Genomic DNA, 17,019 nt, shown 5'->3' on the forward strand with positions numbered 1-17,019 from the left:
CACACCAACGAGATTTTGAACTTAACGTTTGGAGAATTGGAAACTCTTTCTAGCCTTTTTATGGCCGTATTTCTTCCTTTCTTTCTTTCTAGGATCCCTGGTTAAGTATCCCAAAGACTTCAAGTCCTGTTTGTTGGCTTCATCTTCTTTAACCAGAGCTCTAGATATCCCTAATCTGGTAGCTATGGCCTGACCCTGAACTCCGCCACCGCTCACTCTGATTATGATATCGTACTGGTCTTCCCCTTTTCCTGTTGTTTTGAAAGGAGCTAAGATCATATCCCTCTGAACTTGTATAGGAAAATACTCTTCAAAAGTTCTTCCATTGATATCGATCTTTCCTGTTCCTGGGCGCAATCTAACGCTAGAAACGGCTCTCTTTCTTCTTCCTGTGGCAACAGATTCTTGAATAGCACTAACCTTCGACACGATCTACTCCAATTTTATGCGCTTAGCACAACAGGTTTCTGAGCCTGAAATTCTTCATAATTTCCGCCCTTAATCACCCGAAGAGATTTAATTTGTTTATTACCAAGACGAGTCTTAGGAAGCATTCCCTTTACGGCATGCGTAATGATGTAGCCAGGATTTCTAGCTAGCATGTTCTCAAAAGGAACCTCTCTCATTCCACCTATATAGCCGGTGTAGTATTTGTAGGTCTTTTGAGCCTTCTTAGCTCCAGTAAGTCTAACCTTCTCTGCATTGATAACGATGACCCCATCCCCAGAAGAAACGTGTGGAGTAAAAGTGACCTTATGCTTTCCTCTTAAGATCTTAGCTATTTCAGAAGACAATCTTCCCAGAGTTTTATTTGAAGCGTCAATAACGAACCAAGATTTCTTCCCTGCATCGCAAGCTCTAAGCATGGTCGTTCTCGTTTCTTTTCTTCTTTCCATTTCTAACCCCTTGGTGATGTCGGGATTATAGGATCTAAGGAATTTTTTTCCAAATAAAAACCTCTTTATAAGCCCCTCAGATTGAGGATAAAATATTATTTTATAGGTTTTTAAGTTTTTTACGAAAAAGATCCATTTTTTAAAACGCACTGTCTAGAGCATTTCTCCACAAGACGGCTGTTATGGGTTACCAGTATGATTCCTTTCCCCTCTGTTGCTAGACCTAGTAGAAGATTATGAATACTCGAGGAAGTTTGGTCGTCAAGGTTGCCTGAGGGCTCATCTGCTAATAAGATCTTTGGATCATTAATTAGAGCTCTAGCTATAGCTACGCGCTGTTTTTCTCCCCCAGAAAGAAGAGCAGACTTTATTTTTAATTTATTCTTTAAACCAACCTTCTCAGCCAAAAATTCCGCTCTTTTTATAATGTCTGGGTTTCTTTTTGGGGTAATGCCAGCAATAATGGCAGGCATTAAAATATTTGTTTCTACGGTCTCATTTTCTAACAAATGGAAGTGCTGAAAAACAAACCCCAAATATTTATTTCTAATCAAAGGGTATTCTTTGGAAGAGAAAGCCTTGTCAAAAAATAAAAGTTCTCCTGAAGAAGGCATATCCAAGGTCCCTAGAATGTTTAATAAAGTCGTCTTTCCATTTCCTGACGACCCTGTAATAGCCAGAACTTCTCCTTCGTGCAGAGATAAGGATATCCCCTTGAGCACTTGATGAGGGGTGCCTTGGTTAATAAAAGTTTTATAAATATTTTTTGCTTCTAATAGAGGCATACTTACTCTGACTTTAATATTTCCGAAGCTTGCATTTTGGCTACCTTTATTGAGGGTATTATGCCCGAAATTGTAGCGAGAACAAGAGTTGCAATTCCTATGACAGCAATAATGAGATTGTCAATTTGATTTGGTAAGGTGTTGCCGAAAAACTGCTTATTAAACGCTGCATGGCCTTGCAGTCCACCGAGAAAGTTTACTATAGCTTCTAGGTATTTAAGCGTAGGTATGGCTAAGAGAACCCCTAAAAAAGCGCCTGTCCCCCCAGAAATAGCGCCACATATGCCGAAGATTCGTTTTAATTGTTTTTTAGACGCTCCAAGAGCTATTAAAATCCCTATCTCTTTTTTCTTGTCGTTAACTAAAAGGATTAACATGGTCACAACATTGGAACAAGCCACAAAGAGGATGATAAAAGAAACTAAGAGGAACAAAATTTTGTCGCTGCTAAGTTGTTCTAGAATAGGAAGAAATTGCTCATAGTCATACAAAGAGTCGATATGCCAGTAGTGATCAATGTGATGAGCTTTGAGTAAAAGCCGGATTTCTTGTTTTATTTTTTCTATTTTTTTGAACTGCGGGAAAAACAGATCAAATCCATTGGTAATACCGTTTTGTGGGGAGGCATCCCTTAGGGTTGTGTCTCGGATGGTTTCCGCTAACGTTTTATCTACAAATATTGTTTTGCCTCCTATAGGGGAAAGCCCTGGGTTGTAAAACCCTGTGACTACAACTGGAAGTGATATGGGGGTGGAGTTATTCCCTCTGTAAAAAGAAAGACTTCCAGTATCCCCTACCTGATATCCTGTTTCTGCGTATCGTTTGGGTAAAACAACCCCTTTTCCTGCAAATATTGCAGAGACTTGTATAAAATTTTTTCTAGGTTCGGAAGATGAAAGGTTTAAAGGACTCAAAGCAAACGATAGATAATCCCCAGAACTATATGGAAGGAGTAAGTCTCTTTGCGAGGAACTTAAATCGTAAGAAATGAGCCTAGAGAATCCACGAAGATCTTCTTCTTTTCTGGATGAGTATTTTTCACTTAATATAAGCTGGCCATAGCTCTCTTCAAATTCTTGAAATTCGCCATGATATTTAACAACTATGGGAGATAGGATTTTATAAAGAACTTTAACAGGATCTATTAGTGCCCCGTCAGCAGCTAAATCCGGAGAAGGAAATTTTTCAGGCAGGGGTTCATCTAGATCTTGATCATAAGGGTCAGAAGCCGCGGAGGATAGCTTTTCTCCTAAAGTCTTTAGCGAATAGTTAGATTTTTCGGAGTAAGAGTCAATGTTATAGTAGTAAGAAGAGTAGTAATTCTCGGAGGGACAAATCTTTATTGGAGAATGAAGCTTTGAAAGGTCTTGGATCCATCTCTTCTCTATTCCCCCAATTACGGAAAGGAAAACAACAGAAAGCCAAACCACGAGAGCTATCGTTCCTATAGAGAAGAGAGAAACAAAAGAAGCTGAAAGACGCTCTTTCCTTGGAAGCAAATACTTAAGTGCCATAGCAAATTCAAACTTCATAATTCCCTCAAAATCTAGAGAAGGAGGAAGCTAAATTTCTAGGCGTCCCCTGACTCAGTTATTTGGCTTCCTTAAAGATCACGTGCTTACGCAACCTTTTATCATACTTTTTTAGTTCCAGTCGAGCAGGTGTTTTTCTTTTGTTCTTGGTTGTCCAAAGTACTTCCGAGCTTTCGGTGCTCTTGAGCTTGATGATCTCTCTATTTTTGCTGGCCATTCGACGAATCCTTTAAAGAAAGTGACAAATCGCTTACAATCCTATCCTCATTTGGAAAAATAATCAAGATTCCTTCGAATCCCCAAAGGTTTTGGTGCTTCGTCCGAAGGGCTTTTTCTCTAAATCATGATAGATCGAGATCGCTATGACGGTTGATGTGAAACAATTTTTCAATAAAGAACTTTCAGAAAATAAAATTCACTTTATTAGCTTAGGATGTCCAAGAAATTTGGTTGACAGTGAAGTTATGTTAGGCCTGCTTTTGCAGGCAGGATATGAAGTTTGTGACGATCCTCGTGATGCCGATTACTTTGTTTTGAATACGTGTGCTTTTCTTAAGGCCGCTAGGGATGAGGTTGAAGAACATTTAGACAAATTAGTTAAAGTGAAAAAACCTACTGCCAAGATTATTTTGACGGGATGTATGGTTTCTAAACATAAAGAAGCTTTAAAACCTTGGTTTCCACATATCCACTATATGCTTGGATCCGGTAATGTGGAGAGCATCTTAGAAGCGATCTCTTCGAAAGAACGAGGAGAAAAAATTGATGCCAAAAGCTATTTAGAGGCGGGAGAAGTTCCTAGGAAGCTATCTACCCCAAAACACTATGCGTATTTAAAAATTGCGGAGGGGTGTCGCAAGCAGTGTTCTTTCTGCATAATCCCCTCTATTAAAGGAAAATTGCGTAGTAAGCCTTTGGATAGGGTTCTGAAAGAGTTTAGAATTCTGCTGTCTCAAGGAGTTAAAGAAATTATTTTGATAGCGCAGGATCTTGGAGATTATGGCAAAGATATTTCTGGGAAATCTATGTTAGTGGATCTTCTGAGAGCTATTCTAAAGGAAAAAGGGGTGTTCTGGATTAGAATGTTATATCTATATCCAGATGAAGTTAATGACGAGATTATTGCCTTAATGAAGGAGGATTCTAGACTACTCCCCTACCTTGATATGCCTATCCAACATATCAATGACCGGATCTTAAAGGCTATGTTTAGAAAGACCTCTGGAGCGGAGATACGCCATACTTTGAAAAGATTGCGAGAGCAAGTTCCCCTTGTCAAGATTCGTTCTTCTATCATAGTAGGGTTCCCAGGAGAAACGGAAGAAGAATTTTGTGAGCTAGTCGATTTTGTGAAAGAAGGCTTGATAGATAACTTAGGAATATTTACTTACTCGCAAGAGGAAGGCAGTCACGCTGCTAAGTTGGAGAGCCAAATCTCTAACAGAGAGAAGTCTAGACGTCTTAGTGTTTTATCTAAAATTCAGCAAAAGATCGTAGAGAAAAAAAATCTCTCCTATGTAGGGAAAAAGATGATAGCCGTAGTAGACGGCTACCATCCGGATAGTTCGCTGCTTTTGGCGGCAAGATTTTATGGTCAGGCCCCGGAAATAGACGGTTGCATCGTCATCAATGACGCAAGAAAAGTATCGAATCTGGGAGAGTGGTACGAAGTCGAAATAACGGGTGTCATAGGGTATGATTTGGTGGGAAGAGTTGTTTCTAAAGCGTCCTATTCTAGGGATCCCATTGAAGAGAAGGAAGTCTTATAATGGACCAGTCAAACATATGGACCCTGTATGAGGGTCCTATACACTCTATCCAGAACTTCCCGGGCTGATTAGCCGCTACAACAGCTCCTATAATTCCTGATGACCGGTAATTATAGTTTGTTTGTCCTGCTGTGGTCATGTGTCCAATCTTGTGCGTATGCCCATTTTCAAAGGTAACTTTAAGCTCATTTAATCCACCGCGGCCGTTATCAAGCCAAGCTCCGTGTTTAGATATCGCAACGCTAACTCTATAGATGCCTGGTTTTTTAAATGTTAGGTAATAGTCTCTCCAAATTCCTTGGTTTGTCCCGTTTGGGCTTTGGAGTTGAAAAACTTCATTGTTGTTTGGGTGTTTTACCTCATTTATAGTCGCATAATTGCTCCAACTGAAATACTGTCCCCAATAAACACTTCCGCCCTCGCCTACCTGACCTTCGCTCCATGAGGACCTCGTCATAAACGATATGCCATATTTTTTTAACTCTCCATAAGGAATATACTCTTGATCTTTTCGGTCTGAAACTTTAGCTGAATCGAAAGATTTTGTGGCGCTTTTATAAATTATAGTTGAATTCAAGAGGTTTAATTTTCCGTTTATGTTAACAGTTGTTGTGGGTTTTAAGGAGAAATTATTTTTGACGAAAACGCCCTTATCTGCGGTTAAATTTTTTTCGCAGGTTAAATCAGTTGTCAATTTTAACGAGGAGGTTGATAAATTTTCCTCTATAGTTAAGGCGTGGGTTTTAATTTCCTCTCTGTTTTTTCCTTCAAGCTCTAATTCGTTCGGTTGGTTTGGTGCTTCGGGGTTAGCTTTTCCGTCTACTAGAGTGGTGATCGTGTATTTATTGAATGTCGGAAATGAGATTTTAGTTTTTGGATTCTCGACTTCTTCTGAGAGGTTATTTTCTAGAGGTTTTTCTTCCATAACCTATTCTTCCTTGGTTTATTAGTTAATCTTTTTCTGTGAAATCAAGCCCTAAAGGAAACCATATGGCACTAAGAGATACAGATTCTAGGTACATTTCCCCATATATAGTGAACTCTATCCAAACGTTTTCTGGGTTTTTTTCGTCGATAGAGAGAACGGAAAAGACTCCATATAATGTTCTAATGGTGGGGTCGTTTCTTCCAAGTCCTCTGCTATCTGTGTAGCTAAGATGGGTGACATTGCTTCCCATGCATAGATTCATTCTTAAATCTTGTTCGTCGTTCCCGTTATGTCTTCCAGCAGATCTGGCGACATTTATTGAAACTTGGTATATGCCAACTTTGAGAAGATGCAGTTTATATTCTTTAAGGGAAAAATACTTCCAAGCAGAAGGAGAATAGTTTTTGTCGGTTCCTGCATTCATTAAAAAGGGAATAGTGTTCAACTTTCCGTCGGGAAGGTGTTTCCAGCCTCGACTAAAGCAATTTAAGCTTTCTACAGCTCTTGTTCTTAAATATCCCCAAGTCATAGCATCATATCTAGCTTTGGGGTGTTGTATATTTTCGAATTTACATTTCTGATTTTCTGAAAGAGAGACTTCTATATTATCTGAAATATTCGTTTCTTTGAGTGAAGCGTTTTTTGAAGATAAGTCGTTGCCAATTTTGAGAGGACATTGCACATTAGTTTCTCCTGTTACGTTCATGTTTCTTCCAAGAAAAGAGTGTTCTGTGGATAAGTTTTTTTGTAAATTGAGTGTAGAGTTATGAAGGAAGAGATTTTGTTGCAATACTCCTGTTCCATAATCCGGCGGTGTAGCTCCTTCAGCTGTAGTTATTGTTTGTTTTAAAGTGCTGGTTGTTTTTTTATTTTTCATTTGATTATTCCCCTCTATCTATGTCTGGATAGTAGATAATAGACCACACGACAGATCCTAAATCTGTGATGTTGCGATCTCCGCCGAAAGAAAATTTAACGTAATAGGTTTGAGAAGAATCAGTGTCAGGATTCTCAGGAGGGGTTTCCACGTGTATTATAGTGTTTATAGTCCCTTGCATAGAGTATCCTCCTCCGGAGTGTAGGATGGTTTGGGCTAGCAGGTCGTCATTAAGATTTTTGGGGACGTCTCTGAATAGCTTAAAAGCCCCGCTCCAGCCATTATTCCATCCCCATCTCTTGACTAGAATCATGTCAAATACATATGTTCCCCTCTTCAAGAGTTGAAATCTTTTTGACCCTGGAGAGACTTCCCTGACCGCACTTGAGCTTTTGTCTACATCTACCAGGCGAATGCAGTCTTCTGCAAGGGGGCTCTTGTATACGAGTCTGCCCCTACCGATTAAAGGAACCTCATCCTCCATCGCTCGAACGTAAACTCTTTGATATATTTGCGTGGAAACAAACATATATTCACACGATGGCGCGTAGAAAGCTGGGACTGGTGAAGTGTCTTCAAAAGGTCTCCCCACATTGGTTATTCTGTTGTTATTCAAGTTTATGGATATGGATTGAGCGTTGACTTCAGGAGTTATGCTCATTTTTTGAGCTTCTGTTAGCCCGCTGGCAACGGTTAGATTTTCAGAAATACTTGCGTTTCCGGATACAGAGCACTCCTCTGACACAGATAAATTTTTCTTTACAGTAGTGTCGTAGGTAGATACAGAGTCGGCAACGACATCTCCGTCTATCGTTGTATCAAGATAAAAGTGACAGTCAGTTTTTATGGTTTGTTCTTCGGGAATTTCGGCTGAAACGTTAGTTGCTTCTAGATTTGATTCTTTGTTTTTTTTTAAATGAGAATCTAGTTTATTTGTTTGTTTTTTTTGTTTCATGACTTTTAAAATAGTTTTTTTATTAAAAAACTAAATTAAAAGTAATTAGTCAACAAATTATAGAAATATAATGATTAATGAAAGGAGATGGGGGCGGCTGGATTTGAACCAACGTATCCGTGAGGAGTCGGATTTACAGTCCGATGCAATTGACCGCTATGCGACGCCCCCAAAATAGACTCCGAAAAAAGAGATCTGCTGGAGAAAGGAATTGAACCCTCAACCGTTCGATTACAAATCGAATGCTCTGCCAATTGAGCTACTCCAGCGAGAGGAGCATTATCTCAAAAAAGAATCTTTACGACAATAAAAAGTGTGAGAATTTTTATTCTTTTTGATTCTCCTCCAAAGGATCTTCTAAGGAAGGCAGAGGTTTATCCGAGGGAGAGACTCTGTAATCTTCTTCTGTAGGAATAAATTTATCTTCTTCTTGATCAGAGAGATTTAGAACGCTGAATTGATGCTTATGTAATTTTTCTGATATGTCACGCTCTTCTTTTGCTTTTTGTCGCTTTATAGATTTTTTACCCTGCGTTAAGAGTTTCTCTTTGGTCAGAGAGAACTTATTCGTAGTTTTAGAGTTCTGAGAATTTTTTAGTTGTTCTGCTGATCGTTGAAAAACATTCGCATAAGAGGGATTATTTGTAGCTAACTCAGCAGAAAACTTGAATTTACCTTCTGGTGTGTGTCTAGCTATGACTGTTTCTTTCTTTAGGCAGCACTGCTTATACTTTTTCCCTGATCCACAGTGACAAGGGTCATTTCTATTGGGTTTTTTGGACATAACATCTCTCCGGTGGGCAGACTTTCATCGTGGTTCCTCTATTAGTAGAAAAAAGAAGATACGATAAGAGTTGTATTAAGTGCCATTAATAGTAAACTTTTATTCTCCAAATTCTTAGAATATAACCTTCTTTTCAAGAGGAATTTCTTTTGACGTCAGCTAGATAGAATTGTCATATGTTCGTTCCCCCTACCCTTACTTTTTGTCCTCCTTGGCCCAAGGTTGGTAAGCGCATAGAAAGTGCTGTTCGAAAGGCTATATATACTTACAACATGCTTGCGAAAACTAAAATAGTAGTAGCTCTCAGTGGTGGTAAGGATAGCATGACCATGTTGATGATGCTTAAAGCTATTTCTGGAAGAGGGTTCCCAGAGCTGGATATACATGCTGTCACGATAGAGGGAAAGTATTCTTGTGGGGCTGAGGTCGGAGGAAAGTTTCTAGAAGGGGCTTGTCAAAAGCTAGGCGTTCCTTTGCAAAGACTGATTTCCCCATACGCTCCAGATGAGCCTGAGTGTTATTCTTGTTCTCAAGTTAGACGGCGGATGATATTTAAGGCCGCTAAGGATTTAGGGGCTAGCATAGTGGCTTTTGGCCATCATAAAAATGATGATGCGCAGACGGTGCTTATGAATCTTTTGCATAAGGCAGAATTTGGTGGTTTAGCGCCGATTTTAGAAATGGTTCGCTTTGGCGTCACTATCATACGGCCACTAATTTTTGTTTCTGAAAAGGATATCCGAAAATTTGCTAAAGAATGTGGTTTTATGCGAATTACTTGTCGATGTCCTGTGGTATCTTTGAGAAAGAAAGCAGAAGATGCTCTTAAGATGATAGAAGAAGTTTTTCCTTTGGCTAGGCATAATTTAGCTTTGGCTTCTAGAAGTAGAGACGGGTACCAAAAGCCTAGAGACGGTCTTACTTAGTAACCTATAGTAAAAAGAGCTAAAAGGTTGCTCTTCTATTAAAAGTTTTGTAAAGATTTTATTTTTTCGTTTCTAGTTTGTGAGATCTCTATCGGGAGATTCTAGATAATTTTAAAAATGTTTTTCTCATGGATATATTTTTGATATAATCCTGAGGATTTAGGTGAAATTGAGAAGGATATGACAAAAAGACTTAAAATAGTTTTAACAAACGATGATGGAATTTCTGCAACAGGGATGTCGACTCTGGTAGAGCTTCTTAACGCTGAGGATTTTGCTGACATATACATTGTTGCTCCCCTGTTTGACCAATCGGGAATGTCAATGTCTTTCTCTTATCGTACTCCGATAGCTGTAGAGTCTGTGGATTATAAGGCGCATCCGGTTTGTGGTGCTTGGGCTGTAGAAGGAACTCCTGTTGATTGCATAAAGATAGCTCTTAGTGTGTTATTCAAAGATGATTTGCCTGATTTAGTTATTTCTGGGATAAATCATGGTGGGAATGGAGGCAAGAATACCTATTATTCCGGCACCGTTGGTGCTGCTATGGAAGCTGTTTTCAAAGGAATACCATCTTTGGCTCTTTCACAGGAAAAGCACATTTCCTTCTTTCAAAAAGAATTGGGTAGGAAATACATTCGCCTGTTGGCTGAGTATGCTTCTTCCATGCCCTTTACAGTCCCTTGTGGTTATAATGTTACCTTCCCTTATGTAGAGAAAGGAACAAGCTGGCAAGGAATGGTGCTCACTCATTCTGGAAATGAATTTTGTATAGAGTCTCCTATAGATATGGGAACGATACAAAATCGGACGTTTTATTCTTTAAAATCAGTTCGGATGCAGGTGTTTGATAAACCCTCCCAGGAGTTTGACTTTTTAATGAGTGGTAAAGTAGCTGTAAGTCCTATAGGTATAGCGTCTTTATTTGGAGCTGTAACGGAAGAGCAATTTTCTGTCATGCAGGAGGATTTTAAAACTTTGGTCAGAGGAAGCGTTTCTGTTGGTTAAGCGTCGGGTTGAGGCTTGTTTTTGGATTCTTGCTGCAGGGAATGATATAAAGCGAGCTGTCGTGCGACGGAGTTTTTTTTGAGACGTCGACAGGGTTGCCCTGTTACTATTTTTTCTTTTAAGTTTTCGCGTTTTTTATGGTTGAATAATTTTTGAATTTTTAACGAAAAGAGTTGTGATTAAACCATTCTATCTGATAGCCTTTCTGTCTCAGTTTGCCCAGCTTAAGGATGCGTAGCTCAGCGGTTAGAGCACCTGTCTTACACACAGGGGGTCATAGGTTCAAATCCTGTCGCGTCCATTGCGGGAGTAGTTCAATTGGTTAGAGCACCGCCCTGTCAAGGCGGAAGTTGCGGGTTCAAGCCCCGTCTCTCGCGGTTTTTGGTTATGAGTGTAGGCCGGTGCTATGCCTGGTGTAAAGAAAAAGAAAGCCTATCGCTTCAACTTCTCTATATACTTTCTCAAGACGTTAAGTTGGTTTATCCTTGGAGGAGCTTTAGCTGCAGCTGGAGTTCAGATAATTCTTGTTCCTAGTGAGTTGATAGATGGAGGCGTCGTGGGCTTATCTATCGTTGCGTCTCACTTTTTAGGCCACAAGTACCTCCCCTTTTGTCTTCTTTGCTTTAATCTTCCTTTTGTTATTTTGGCTTTTAAGCAAATAGGAAAGCATTTTGTTATCCAAATGCTAACTGCTGTTATAATTTTTTCTTGTTCCTTGTGGCTTATAGATGTCCTTCCCGGCTGGCTTAACGTCTCCCCATTTGTCTTTAAAGGCTCTGAAATAGAAACAGTGATTGTTGGAGGATTCGTTATTGGCGTAGGGTCTGGTTTGATCATTCGTCATGGAGGATCCACCGATGGGACGGAAATTCTTGGAATCATTATCAATAAAAAACGCGGGTTTACGATAGGACAAGTAGTCTTATTTATTAACTTCTTTATCTTCACATTGGCAGGAATAGCTTACAAAAATTGGCACTCAGCCTTTATGTCTTTCTTAACCTACGCCGTGGCAACAAAAGTCATGGACGTTGTTATCGTTGGTTTGGAAGATACAAAATCTGTCACGATAATAACTTCTTCTCCGAAAAAGATTGGAAAAATTTTAATGGATACTCTAGGCGTAGGTCTCACATATATTCACGCTGAGGGTGGCTATTCAGGAGAAAGAAAGAATCTTCTCTATATTGTGGTAGAAAGATTACGACTTTCTCAGTTAAAAGAAATAGTTCATCGGGAAGATCCTAACGCCTTCGTCGCTATAGAAAATCTGCATGAGGTCGTTAATGGGGGCAAGAATACAATTTCTCACTAATTCTTAAGATTGCTCTTGGAATCCGGTAAACCCTTCCCACTTTTCCTCTAGAGGAGAACTCACTCCTAGACAGCTAAGGATTTTTCCAACTATGGCGTTTTCCATTTCGTCTATGCTCGAAGGTTTTGTGTACCAAAGAGGTAAGGGCGGAACGATGGTAGCTCCCACTTTAGATAAGTTTAATAAATTACTCAAATGGATAGAGTGTAAGGGACTCTCTCTGGGCACTATGATCAAGGGCCTCCTCTCTTTAATAGTAACGTCAGCAGCCCTTCGTAACAAATTATCAGATAAGCCAATAGAAATAGCAGCTACGGTGGCCATGCTGCAAGGAACAATAGCCATTCCATCTGTTTTATAAGATCCAGAAGCTATAGAGCTTCCAATATCGGAGTTTTTGTGTATGGATAGAGACTCTCGATTTGAGAACAAATTAAAGAAGTCTTGTTTATTTTTAACTTTGGGAATCTCGTATGCTATGGTCTGCATTGCAGGCGCAGACAAAACTATTTCTACTTGATGGTTTAGTTGAAGAAGAGTTTGGATTGCTTTTACAGCTAAAATAGATCCTGAGGCTCCAGATATTCCAATAACGTATCGTCCCATGATTACCTATTGAATAGAAAAAGTGTAACAGATGCAAAGAAAGACAAAGGGGTGACAATATTAGCTAAAATGAATGTTTTGTAAAGATTTTGTTCTGAGGATTTTTTGAGCATGATCGTTGTACATAGAATGGAACATAAAGGAAAAGCCGTAAAGGGTAGAAAAATATAAGGCAACGGAAGAGAGAGGCTTATAAGGATAAAAGAGACATAGGAGGTTACCAGAAGTATTCTAGCGATGGTGTGAGAACGCTCTCTCCCCCATCTCGCCGGTATACTATACAGCCTCTCTTTCTTATCAAAATCGATATCTTGAATGGCGTAGACTATGTCGTTGGCAGCAATAACAAAGAAGGCAGATAATCCGAATAGGGCATCTGCTAATGATATAGAATTTTTAATGATAACACTAGTGGTTAACATAGCTATCATGTAGATGCATCCAAGAAAAAAATGACAGAAGATAGAGAAATATTTTGTGTATGGATAAGAGACTATTAGCAAAAGAGACAGAAAAGAAAGAATTAAACAGTGGGTTCCGAGGGTAGAGCTCAGAAAAAGAAAAATTGCAAAAAAGCCCATTACCCATGCCCATGCGTTTTTTGTGGAAATTAGTTTCTGAGGTATAGCTCTTTGTGTTGTTCGAGGGTTTTTAGCGTCTATGCTGGCGTCTATAATTGCATTAATAATCATCCCGCCGGATCTTGCACAAAAGAAGGCTCCGAGAGCGATAAGGAGTGTCTCTAGCATATTTAATGAACACAGTTGACTTTTGTTCAAAGAATTTTGAGAAAATAAAGCCATCTCAGCTTGTGCTAGTAGAAAAGGTAGAGAAAACAAAGAAAACAGAGGTTTAGTGAGATTGCAGAAAACCTTAATTTTCATGAAACACTCCCGGTATAGCTTTTTTATAAAGCTATACGAAAAGGTTTTTTTGCGGAATTTTATACAAAAACATTCTAGGAAACTATCTCAGAGGTTTTTTATGTCTGCAAGGCTTTTCTGTTAACTTTGTAAAGTTTCGTGTTTTTTTTGAGTTTTGTCGGCCTCTCTAAAACCCTTTGTAACAAACCTTAGGGTTTGTTTTATGTCTTTTTATATCAATAGTTTCTTTTGTTTGACTTTAAGTGTTTGAGCATTATCAGTTGTTTAAGATACAATCCTCGCTTGATATTTTAGGCTGTAATATATGAGAGAGCTGGACTTTATTCTTCGTCAAACAGTGATTCCTAGAGTCTCTGAAAAATGCTTGAACGAAGGTTTTTCTTCTATGTATTGTCTTCAGGCCTCTGAGGTGAGTCAAGAGAAAATGACTTTCGCAGCCTCTGTCGTTGCTGTTATCTTAGGGGTTGTAACAAGTCTCATCTGTGTCTACTTCCTAATAGCTAGTACGCTCTCTTTTTCCTTTGTAAACGTGGTTTGTATCGCAGGGTTAGTTTTGGGATTAATGTCCTGTTTGTATCCGGTTTATATGCTTGCTGTTCAAGCTTTTGCTAGGACGACAAAGTTTCTACAAACTTCCAATGCTTTAAAACAGGAAATAGCTGGGTTAAAAAGTGATGTTGATAGGACGAAAATTTGTCTTATAGCAGAAGGTTCCGGTTGTTTTAATGCTGCCAAAGCTGTGCACTCCCTTTCTTATCCAAGGATAGCTTTTGCTGCTATCGGTATAATTTCTGGAATAGGGTTTTTAATTGCTGGCGTCTGTTTGTCAGCGACAAATCCAATGCATTTTAGTTGTAATCGCATAATAGTTCTTTCTTTTGTTTTTTCTGCCTTAGGGATAGCTTCTATCTCTGGAGGTTTTTCTGCTTTTAAAGTGCATATGTTGAGTTCTGAGGCATTAGGGTGGCTGCAATTACTAGTTTTAAGCAGCTGCTTCCTTTTGGAATCCAAGACTAGTGAAAGTTCAGAGAAATTATTAGAGGAAGCCAATGGTAGGCTTTCAGACATGATGTTAACGAATTCTAAGCAACAGTTGAAGATTGATTTCTTAGAAAATCGCCTTAGGGATATGATGTTTAGTAGTTCGGTTAAGAAGCAAGTAGGTGCAGCACAGGGCTCTTCTTGGCAAAGATTTAGAAAGATGGTGGCCCAAGGATCTTCTACACTGTCTGATGTCCTCTCGAACTTTTCTCAAAGTGTTTATTCATCTATACAGAAAGATTTGAGCGACCAAACAGGAGAGATCCATTGGAAGAATCGCTTGATTAAGGAAGAGCTTGCTGGAATGACCTCTTCCCCTTCCCATAAAAATATCGGAGATGTAGTTGACGGTATGGGCTCTATATCTTTAAATCTTTCTTCTATAGATGATGATCTGGACTCTACGGATACAAGTTCTGAATCTTCAGAGGAGTATGTTCTTTGCAACGAGTTTTTGCCTGATAACGAAGCAGGTTAAATTTTTATAAAAATTCCTACTAATTGATGTTTTTATCTTCAGCTGTATAATCCCCTTTCCAAGGGTTTTCGGGGGTCGTAATGAGTGTAGAAGTGAGTGATTCTCAATCTGTTGCGCGTTCGGCTGCGCCGGAGGCTTCTCTTTATAATTTCTATAAAAATTTTGGTAATGCTGCGGCAGAAAAGGTTGGCATGCGAACGCTGATGAAAGTGCTGGCTCTTGGGTTAGGCATTATATTTATAATTGGCGGGATACTCTTTTTCTGTCTTCTTCCCGGCAGCTGTCCTTATTTTCTAACAGTATTTTCTGGAGTTGTATCAAATTCTTTAGGCGTGGCTTTGGTTACCGGAGTTCTGATAGTTTCGTTCATAGAAAGATATCTTCTTTTGCGAGAACCTAGAGCTTCCTATGAGGAGCTTTTAGAGAAAATATCTCGCCTAGAGCTTCAAGAGATTGAATTGCTGAAAGAAAAAGAAGAATCAAAAAAGAAATTTTTAGAAAGATTCGAGGCTCAGTCCGCTCAGATAGTTTCCTTAGAAGAAGAAAGAAATGCACATGCAGCGGAATTGATTACTATTAAAGAGAGATGTGATGAACTCTCCCAAGAAAACTCTGGTTTTTTACAGAAAATACAGTCTTTAGGAGAAGAACTTGTTCTTAAGCAGTCTGATCGTGATAAAGAGGTCTCTGATTTATCTGATGTCTTGGATGCTTTAAGAATGAAGAGTAAGACTCTTGTATTTCAATTAACCTCATTAAAAGGAGTTTCTGATGAAGGGGAAGCGTTTTTAAGCGATGTTGATTTACAAGAAGATTCCACAGAGCAAGAGGATGCGCATACCCTATTAACAACGCATAGAGATGACCTGCGTAGTGCTGTAGCTCTTGCGGAAGATTTAACTGCTAGAATACAAGCACTTTCTAATGAGAAGAGTTGTTTAGAATCTGTAGTAAAAGATTTGAGTGAAAAAATAGAAAAATTAACAGAGGAAAAATTTCAGGAAAAAAGAACTTCGGATATTGTCATCTCTGACTTGAGCAAAAAATTAGAAGAGGTGACAGAGGAAAAATTTCGTCTTAAGCAGGCTCTAGATAGAGCTGGACAAGAAAGTTCGTCTGAAGAGTCTACTGGCAGGGGAGATCTTAAAGCATTCTCTAGCAAAATAGGTGGTAAAGTAAGTGGCTTTGTGGGAGGTTTGCTTAAAAAGCCTGAGGATAAGGGTGCGCACTCAAAAGGAAAATCCGACGAATAAAACCAAAGTTAAAGAGGGCATTTTTTCCAAAAAAGTTTTTGTAGGAAGGTCTTTGCATTGTGATAGATGATACCTTCCTGCTCCTTTTTATCTGGAATGGTATCTGCAATGAGCTTTCGTATCATTTTGTAGTCACTAGCGTTTTGGCATTGAGGAAAAAACTTATTCTCTTGAGGAGAGGAATGAAAAAAATCTGCTCCCATGCATAGATTCTGAACGATCCCCAGGTCTATGGCTTTTTGGATATGTTTTGTTAAAGTATCAAAAGATTTTCCTACAAAATCCTTCACTACACATAACCCTATCACCCCTCCCCTATAAGCAATTTCCTTGGCATGATCATCTCGAAGATTCCTCGGGTGATTATGAACGGAAAGGAAGTTGGAGTGACTGGCGACAGTCATAAGGGTTGGTAGCTTATTTGCACCATAATCTAAAACATCTTCAGCAAGTTTTGCTGATGCATGACTTAAATCTACAGGAATTGCTAGCCGATCTAGTTCTTGCAATAGAATCTTACCATCAGGAGTTAATGCTTTGGGTTCTAGGGCTCCTCCCCCAAATCTGTTAGCGAAATTCCAAACGAGACTGACGTAAGCTAAAGGACCTTGTGCTAATATGGTTTCGAGTCTAGCAATAACGTTTTTCATGCTTTCTTTTTCGGTCGCTATGCCAGAAGCATTTTCAATAGCTCGAATGATTAGTATTCGGTTGTTAAAACTAGTTTGTTCTCCGAGAGAATGAATGTTTTCTTTGCCAAGAGGTTCGAAGAAAGAGAATTGCTTAGGTAGGGCAAGAAAGACCTTATTTTGTTTTTGTAGTTCTTCAATAGATTTTGGGGTTGTTTCAGCGAACATAGCACATACTTGTAACCCTACTTGGCCGCGTATCAGTTGATCTGGAGTACAGCGCAAAGATATATCTGTCCCAGTTAAAGTTGGAAGAGAAAGAATATCACAATGTAGGTCTGCTGTAATCATGA

The 17,019-nt window shown here is 39.1% G+C and carries 18 protein-coding genes and 4 tRNA genes; 8 read left to right on the forward strand and 14 right to left on the reverse strand.

Annotation, left to right across the window (positions count from 1 at the left end):
- Window positions 1-21: 21 nt before the first annotated feature.
- The 5 genes from rpsI to rpmG form a co-directional block, all read right to left on the reverse strand.
- Window positions 22-429 (reverse strand): 30S ribosomal protein S9, encoded by a 408-nt coding sequence (gene rpsI, locus KJA58_RS01465; protein ID WP_213357697.1) that lies wholly within the window; start codon window positions 427-429, stop codon window positions 22-24.
- A 14-nt stretch (window positions 430-443) separates the two neighbouring features.
- The gene (gene rplM / locus KJA58_RS01470) at window positions 444-896 is read right to left on the reverse strand and encodes a 50S ribosomal protein L13 (protein ID WP_213357698.1); all 453 of its coding nucleotides are present in this window, start codon (window positions 894-896) and stop codon (window positions 444-446) included.
- Between the two features lie 119 nt (window positions 897-1,015).
- Window positions 1,016-1,681 (reverse strand): ABC transporter ATP-binding protein, encoded by a 666-nt coding sequence (locus tag KJA58_RS01475; protein ID WP_213357699.1) that lies wholly within the window; start codon window positions 1,679-1,681, stop codon window positions 1,016-1,018.
- A gap of 2 nt (window positions 1,682-1,683) precedes the next feature.
- Window positions 1,684-3,213 (reverse strand): ABC transporter permease, encoded by a 1,530-nt coding sequence (locus tag KJA58_RS01480; protein ID WP_213357700.1) that lies wholly within the window; start codon window positions 3,211-3,213, stop codon window positions 1,684-1,686.
- A 58-nt stretch (window positions 3,214-3,271) separates the two neighbouring features.
- A complete protein-coding gene (gene rpmG, locus KJA58_RS01485) occupies window positions 3,272-3,430 on the reverse strand; it encodes a 50S ribosomal protein L33 (RefSeq protein ID WP_213357701.1) in 159 nt (52 codons plus the stop codon).
- Window positions 3,431-3,575: 145 nt separating this feature from the next.
- Between rpmG and rimO the strand changes: the two genes are divergently transcribed.
- A complete protein-coding gene (gene rimO, locus KJA58_RS01490; RefSeq protein WP_213357702.1) occupies window positions 3,576-4,982 on the forward strand; it encodes a 30S ribosomal protein S12 methylthiotransferase RimO in 1,407 nt (468 codons plus the stop codon).
- On the opposite strand, the gene KJA58_RS01495 is transcribed toward rimO, so the two are convergent.
- The 6 genes from KJA58_RS01495 to KJA58_RS01520 form a co-directional block, all read right to left on the reverse strand.
- Window positions 4,948-5,907 carry a hypothetical protein gene (locus tag KJA58_RS01495; protein ID WP_213357703.1) on the reverse strand — a complete coding sequence of 320 codons (960 nt, stop codon included), beginning with the start codon at window positions 5,905-5,907 and terminating at the stop codon, window positions 4,948-4,950. The two genes, rimO and KJA58_RS01495, sit on opposite strands and share 35 nt — an antisense overlap.
- Window positions 5,908-5,932: 25 nt before the next feature.
- Window positions 5,933-6,787, reverse strand: coding sequence for a hypothetical protein (locus KJA58_RS01500; RefSeq protein WP_213357704.1), 855 nt, complete (start codon window positions 6,785-6,787; stop codon window positions 5,933-5,935).
- 4 nt (window positions 6,788-6,791) lie between these two features.
- Entirely contained in the window at window positions 6,792-7,742 is a 951-nt protein-coding gene (locus KJA58_RS01505) for a hypothetical protein (protein ID WP_213357705.1), read from the reverse strand.
- An 88-nt stretch (window positions 7,743-7,830) separates the two neighbouring features.
- Window positions 7,831-7,913 (reverse strand) — tRNA-Tyr (locus KJA58_RS01510).
- Window positions 7,914-7,938: 25 nt separating this feature from the next.
- A tRNA-Thr gene (locus tag KJA58_RS01515) sits at window positions 7,939-8,011 on the reverse strand.
- A gap of 56 nt (window positions 8,012-8,067) precedes the next feature.
- A complete protein-coding gene (locus KJA58_RS01520; RefSeq protein WP_213357706.1) occupies window positions 8,068-8,526 on the reverse strand; it encodes an SEC-C metal-binding domain-containing protein in 459 nt (152 codons plus the stop codon).
- 176 nt (window positions 8,527-8,702) lie between these two features.
- On the opposite strand from KJA58_RS01520, the gene KJA58_RS01525 reads away from it, so the two are divergent.
- From KJA58_RS01525 to KJA58_RS01545, 5 genes are all read left to right on the forward strand, one after another.
- Window positions 8,703-9,452, forward strand: a complete 750-nt coding sequence (locus KJA58_RS01525) for a tRNA lysidine(34) synthetase (protein WP_213357707.1) — start codon at window positions 8,703-8,705, stop codon at window positions 9,450-9,452.
- Window positions 9,453-9,632: 180 nt separating this feature from the next.
- Window positions 9,633-10,460, forward strand: a complete 828-nt coding sequence (gene surE, locus KJA58_RS01530; RefSeq protein WP_213357708.1) for a 5'/3'-nucleotidase SurE — start codon at window positions 9,633-9,635, stop codon at window positions 10,458-10,460.
- Between the two features lie 228 nt (window positions 10,461-10,688).
- Window positions 10,689-10,761, forward strand: a tRNA-Val gene (locus tag KJA58_RS01535).
- Between the two features lie 2 nt (window positions 10,762-10,763).
- A tRNA-Asp gene (locus KJA58_RS01540) sits at window positions 10,764-10,837 on the forward strand.
- A 29-nt stretch (window positions 10,838-10,866) separates the two neighbouring features.
- Complete coding sequence (locus KJA58_RS01545; RefSeq protein ID WP_213357709.1) at window positions 10,867-11,775, forward strand: YitT family protein; 909 nt, start codon at window positions 10,867-10,869, stop codon at window positions 11,773-11,775.
- Between the two features lie 3 nt (window positions 11,776-11,778).
- Here KJA58_RS01545 and KJA58_RS01550 read toward each other — a convergent pair whose 3' ends face one another.
- Both KJA58_RS01550 and KJA58_RS01555 read right to left on the reverse strand, forming a co-directional pair.
- Entirely contained in the window at window positions 11,779-12,381 is a 603-nt protein-coding gene (locus KJA58_RS01550) for a flavin prenyltransferase UbiX (RefSeq protein WP_213357710.1), read from the reverse strand.
- A 2-nt stretch (window positions 12,382-12,383) separates the two neighbouring features.
- Window positions 12,384-13,265 (reverse strand): UbiA-like polyprenyltransferase, encoded by an 882-nt coding sequence (locus KJA58_RS01555; protein WP_213357711.1) that lies wholly within the window; start codon window positions 13,263-13,265, stop codon window positions 12,384-12,386.
- A 304-nt stretch (window positions 13,266-13,569) separates the two neighbouring features.
- On the opposite strand from KJA58_RS01555, the gene KJA58_RS01560 reads away from it, so the two are divergent.
- Together KJA58_RS01560 and KJA58_RS01565 are read left to right on the forward strand one after the other, a co-directional pair.
- On the forward strand, window positions 13,570-14,784 hold the full coding sequence (locus KJA58_RS01560; RefSeq protein ID WP_213357712.1) for an ABC-2 transporter permease: 1,215 nt from the start codon (window positions 13,570-13,572) through the stop codon (window positions 14,782-14,784).
- A gap of 80 nt (window positions 14,785-14,864) precedes the next feature.
- Window positions 14,865-16,037 (forward strand): coiled-coil domain-containing protein, encoded by a 1,173-nt coding sequence (locus tag KJA58_RS01565; RefSeq protein WP_213357713.1) that lies wholly within the window; start codon window positions 14,865-14,867, stop codon window positions 16,035-16,037.
- Between the two features lie 8 nt (window positions 16,038-16,045).
- On the opposite strand, the gene KJA58_RS01570 is transcribed toward KJA58_RS01565, so the two are convergent.
- Window positions 16,046-17,017, reverse strand: a complete 972-nt coding sequence (locus KJA58_RS01570) for a dipeptidase (protein ID WP_213357714.1) — start codon at window positions 17,015-17,017, stop codon at window positions 16,046-16,048.
- Between the last annotated feature and the right edge of the window lie 2 nt (window positions 17,018-17,019).

The organism is Chlamydiifrater phoenicopteri (genome assembly GCF_902807005.1).
GTDB lineage: Bacteria > Chlamydiota > Chlamydiia > Chlamydiales > Chlamydiaceae > Chlamydiifrater > Chlamydiifrater phoenicopteri.

Coding starts and splice junctions, on each gene's coding strand:
- rplM (WP_213357698.1), bottom strand. CDS start 896: ATGGAAAGAAGAAAAGAAACGAGAACGACCATGCTTAGAGCTTGCGAT.
- KJA58_RS01475 (WP_213357699.1), bottom strand. CDS start 1,681: ATGCCTCTATTAGAAGCAAAAAATATTTATAAAACTTTTATTAACCAA.
- KJA58_RS01480 (WP_213357700.1), bottom strand. CDS start 3,213: ATGAAGTTTGAATTTGCTATGGCACTTAAGTATTTGCTTCCAAGGAAA.
- rpmG (WP_213357701.1), bottom strand. CDS start 3,430: ATGGCCAGCAAAAATAGAGAGATCATCAAGCTCAAGAGCACCGAAAGC.
- rimO (WP_213357702.1), top strand. CDS start 3,576: ATGACGGTTGATGTGAAACAATTTTTCAATAAAGAACTTTCAGAAAAT.
- KJA58_RS01495 (WP_213357703.1), bottom strand. CDS start 5,907: ATGGAAGAAAAACCTCTAGAAAATAACCTCTCAGAAGAAGTCGAGAAT.
- KJA58_RS01500 (WP_213357704.1), bottom strand. CDS start 6,787: ATGAAAAATAAAAAAACAACCAGCACTTTAAAACAAACAATAACTACA.
- KJA58_RS01505 (WP_213357705.1), bottom strand. CDS start 7,742: ATGAAACAAAAAAAACAAACAAATAAACTAGATTCTCATTTAAAAAAA.
- KJA58_RS01520 (WP_213357706.1), bottom strand. CDS start 8,526: ATGTCCAAAAAACCCAATAGAAATGACCCTTGTCACTGTGGATCAGGG.
- KJA58_RS01525 (WP_213357707.1), top strand. CDS start 8,703: ATGTTCGTTCCCCCTACCCTTACTTTTTGTCCTCCTTGGCCCAAGGTT.
- surE (WP_213357708.1), top strand. CDS start 9,633: ATGACAAAAAGACTTAAAATAGTTTTAACAAACGATGATGGAATTTCT.
- KJA58_RS01545 (WP_213357709.1), top strand. CDS start 10,867: ATGCCTGGTGTAAAGAAAAAGAAAGCCTATCGCTTCAACTTCTCTATA.
- KJA58_RS01550 (WP_213357710.1), bottom strand. CDS start 12,381: ATGGGACGATACGTTATTGGAATATCTGGAGCCTCAGGATCTATTTTA.
- KJA58_RS01555 (WP_213357711.1), bottom strand. CDS start 13,265: ATGAAAATTAAGGTTTTCTGCAATCTCACTAAACCTCTGTTTTCTTTG.
- KJA58_RS01560 (WP_213357712.1), top strand. CDS start 13,570: ATGAGAGAGCTGGACTTTATTCTTCGTCAAACAGTGATTCCTAGAGTC.
- KJA58_RS01565 (WP_213357713.1), top strand. CDS start 14,865: ATGAGTGTAGAAGTGAGTGATTCTCAATCTGTTGCGCGTTCGGCTGCG.
- KJA58_RS01570 (WP_213357714.1), bottom strand. CDS start 17,017: ATGATTACAGCAGACCTACATTGTGATATTCTTTCTCTTCCAACTTTA.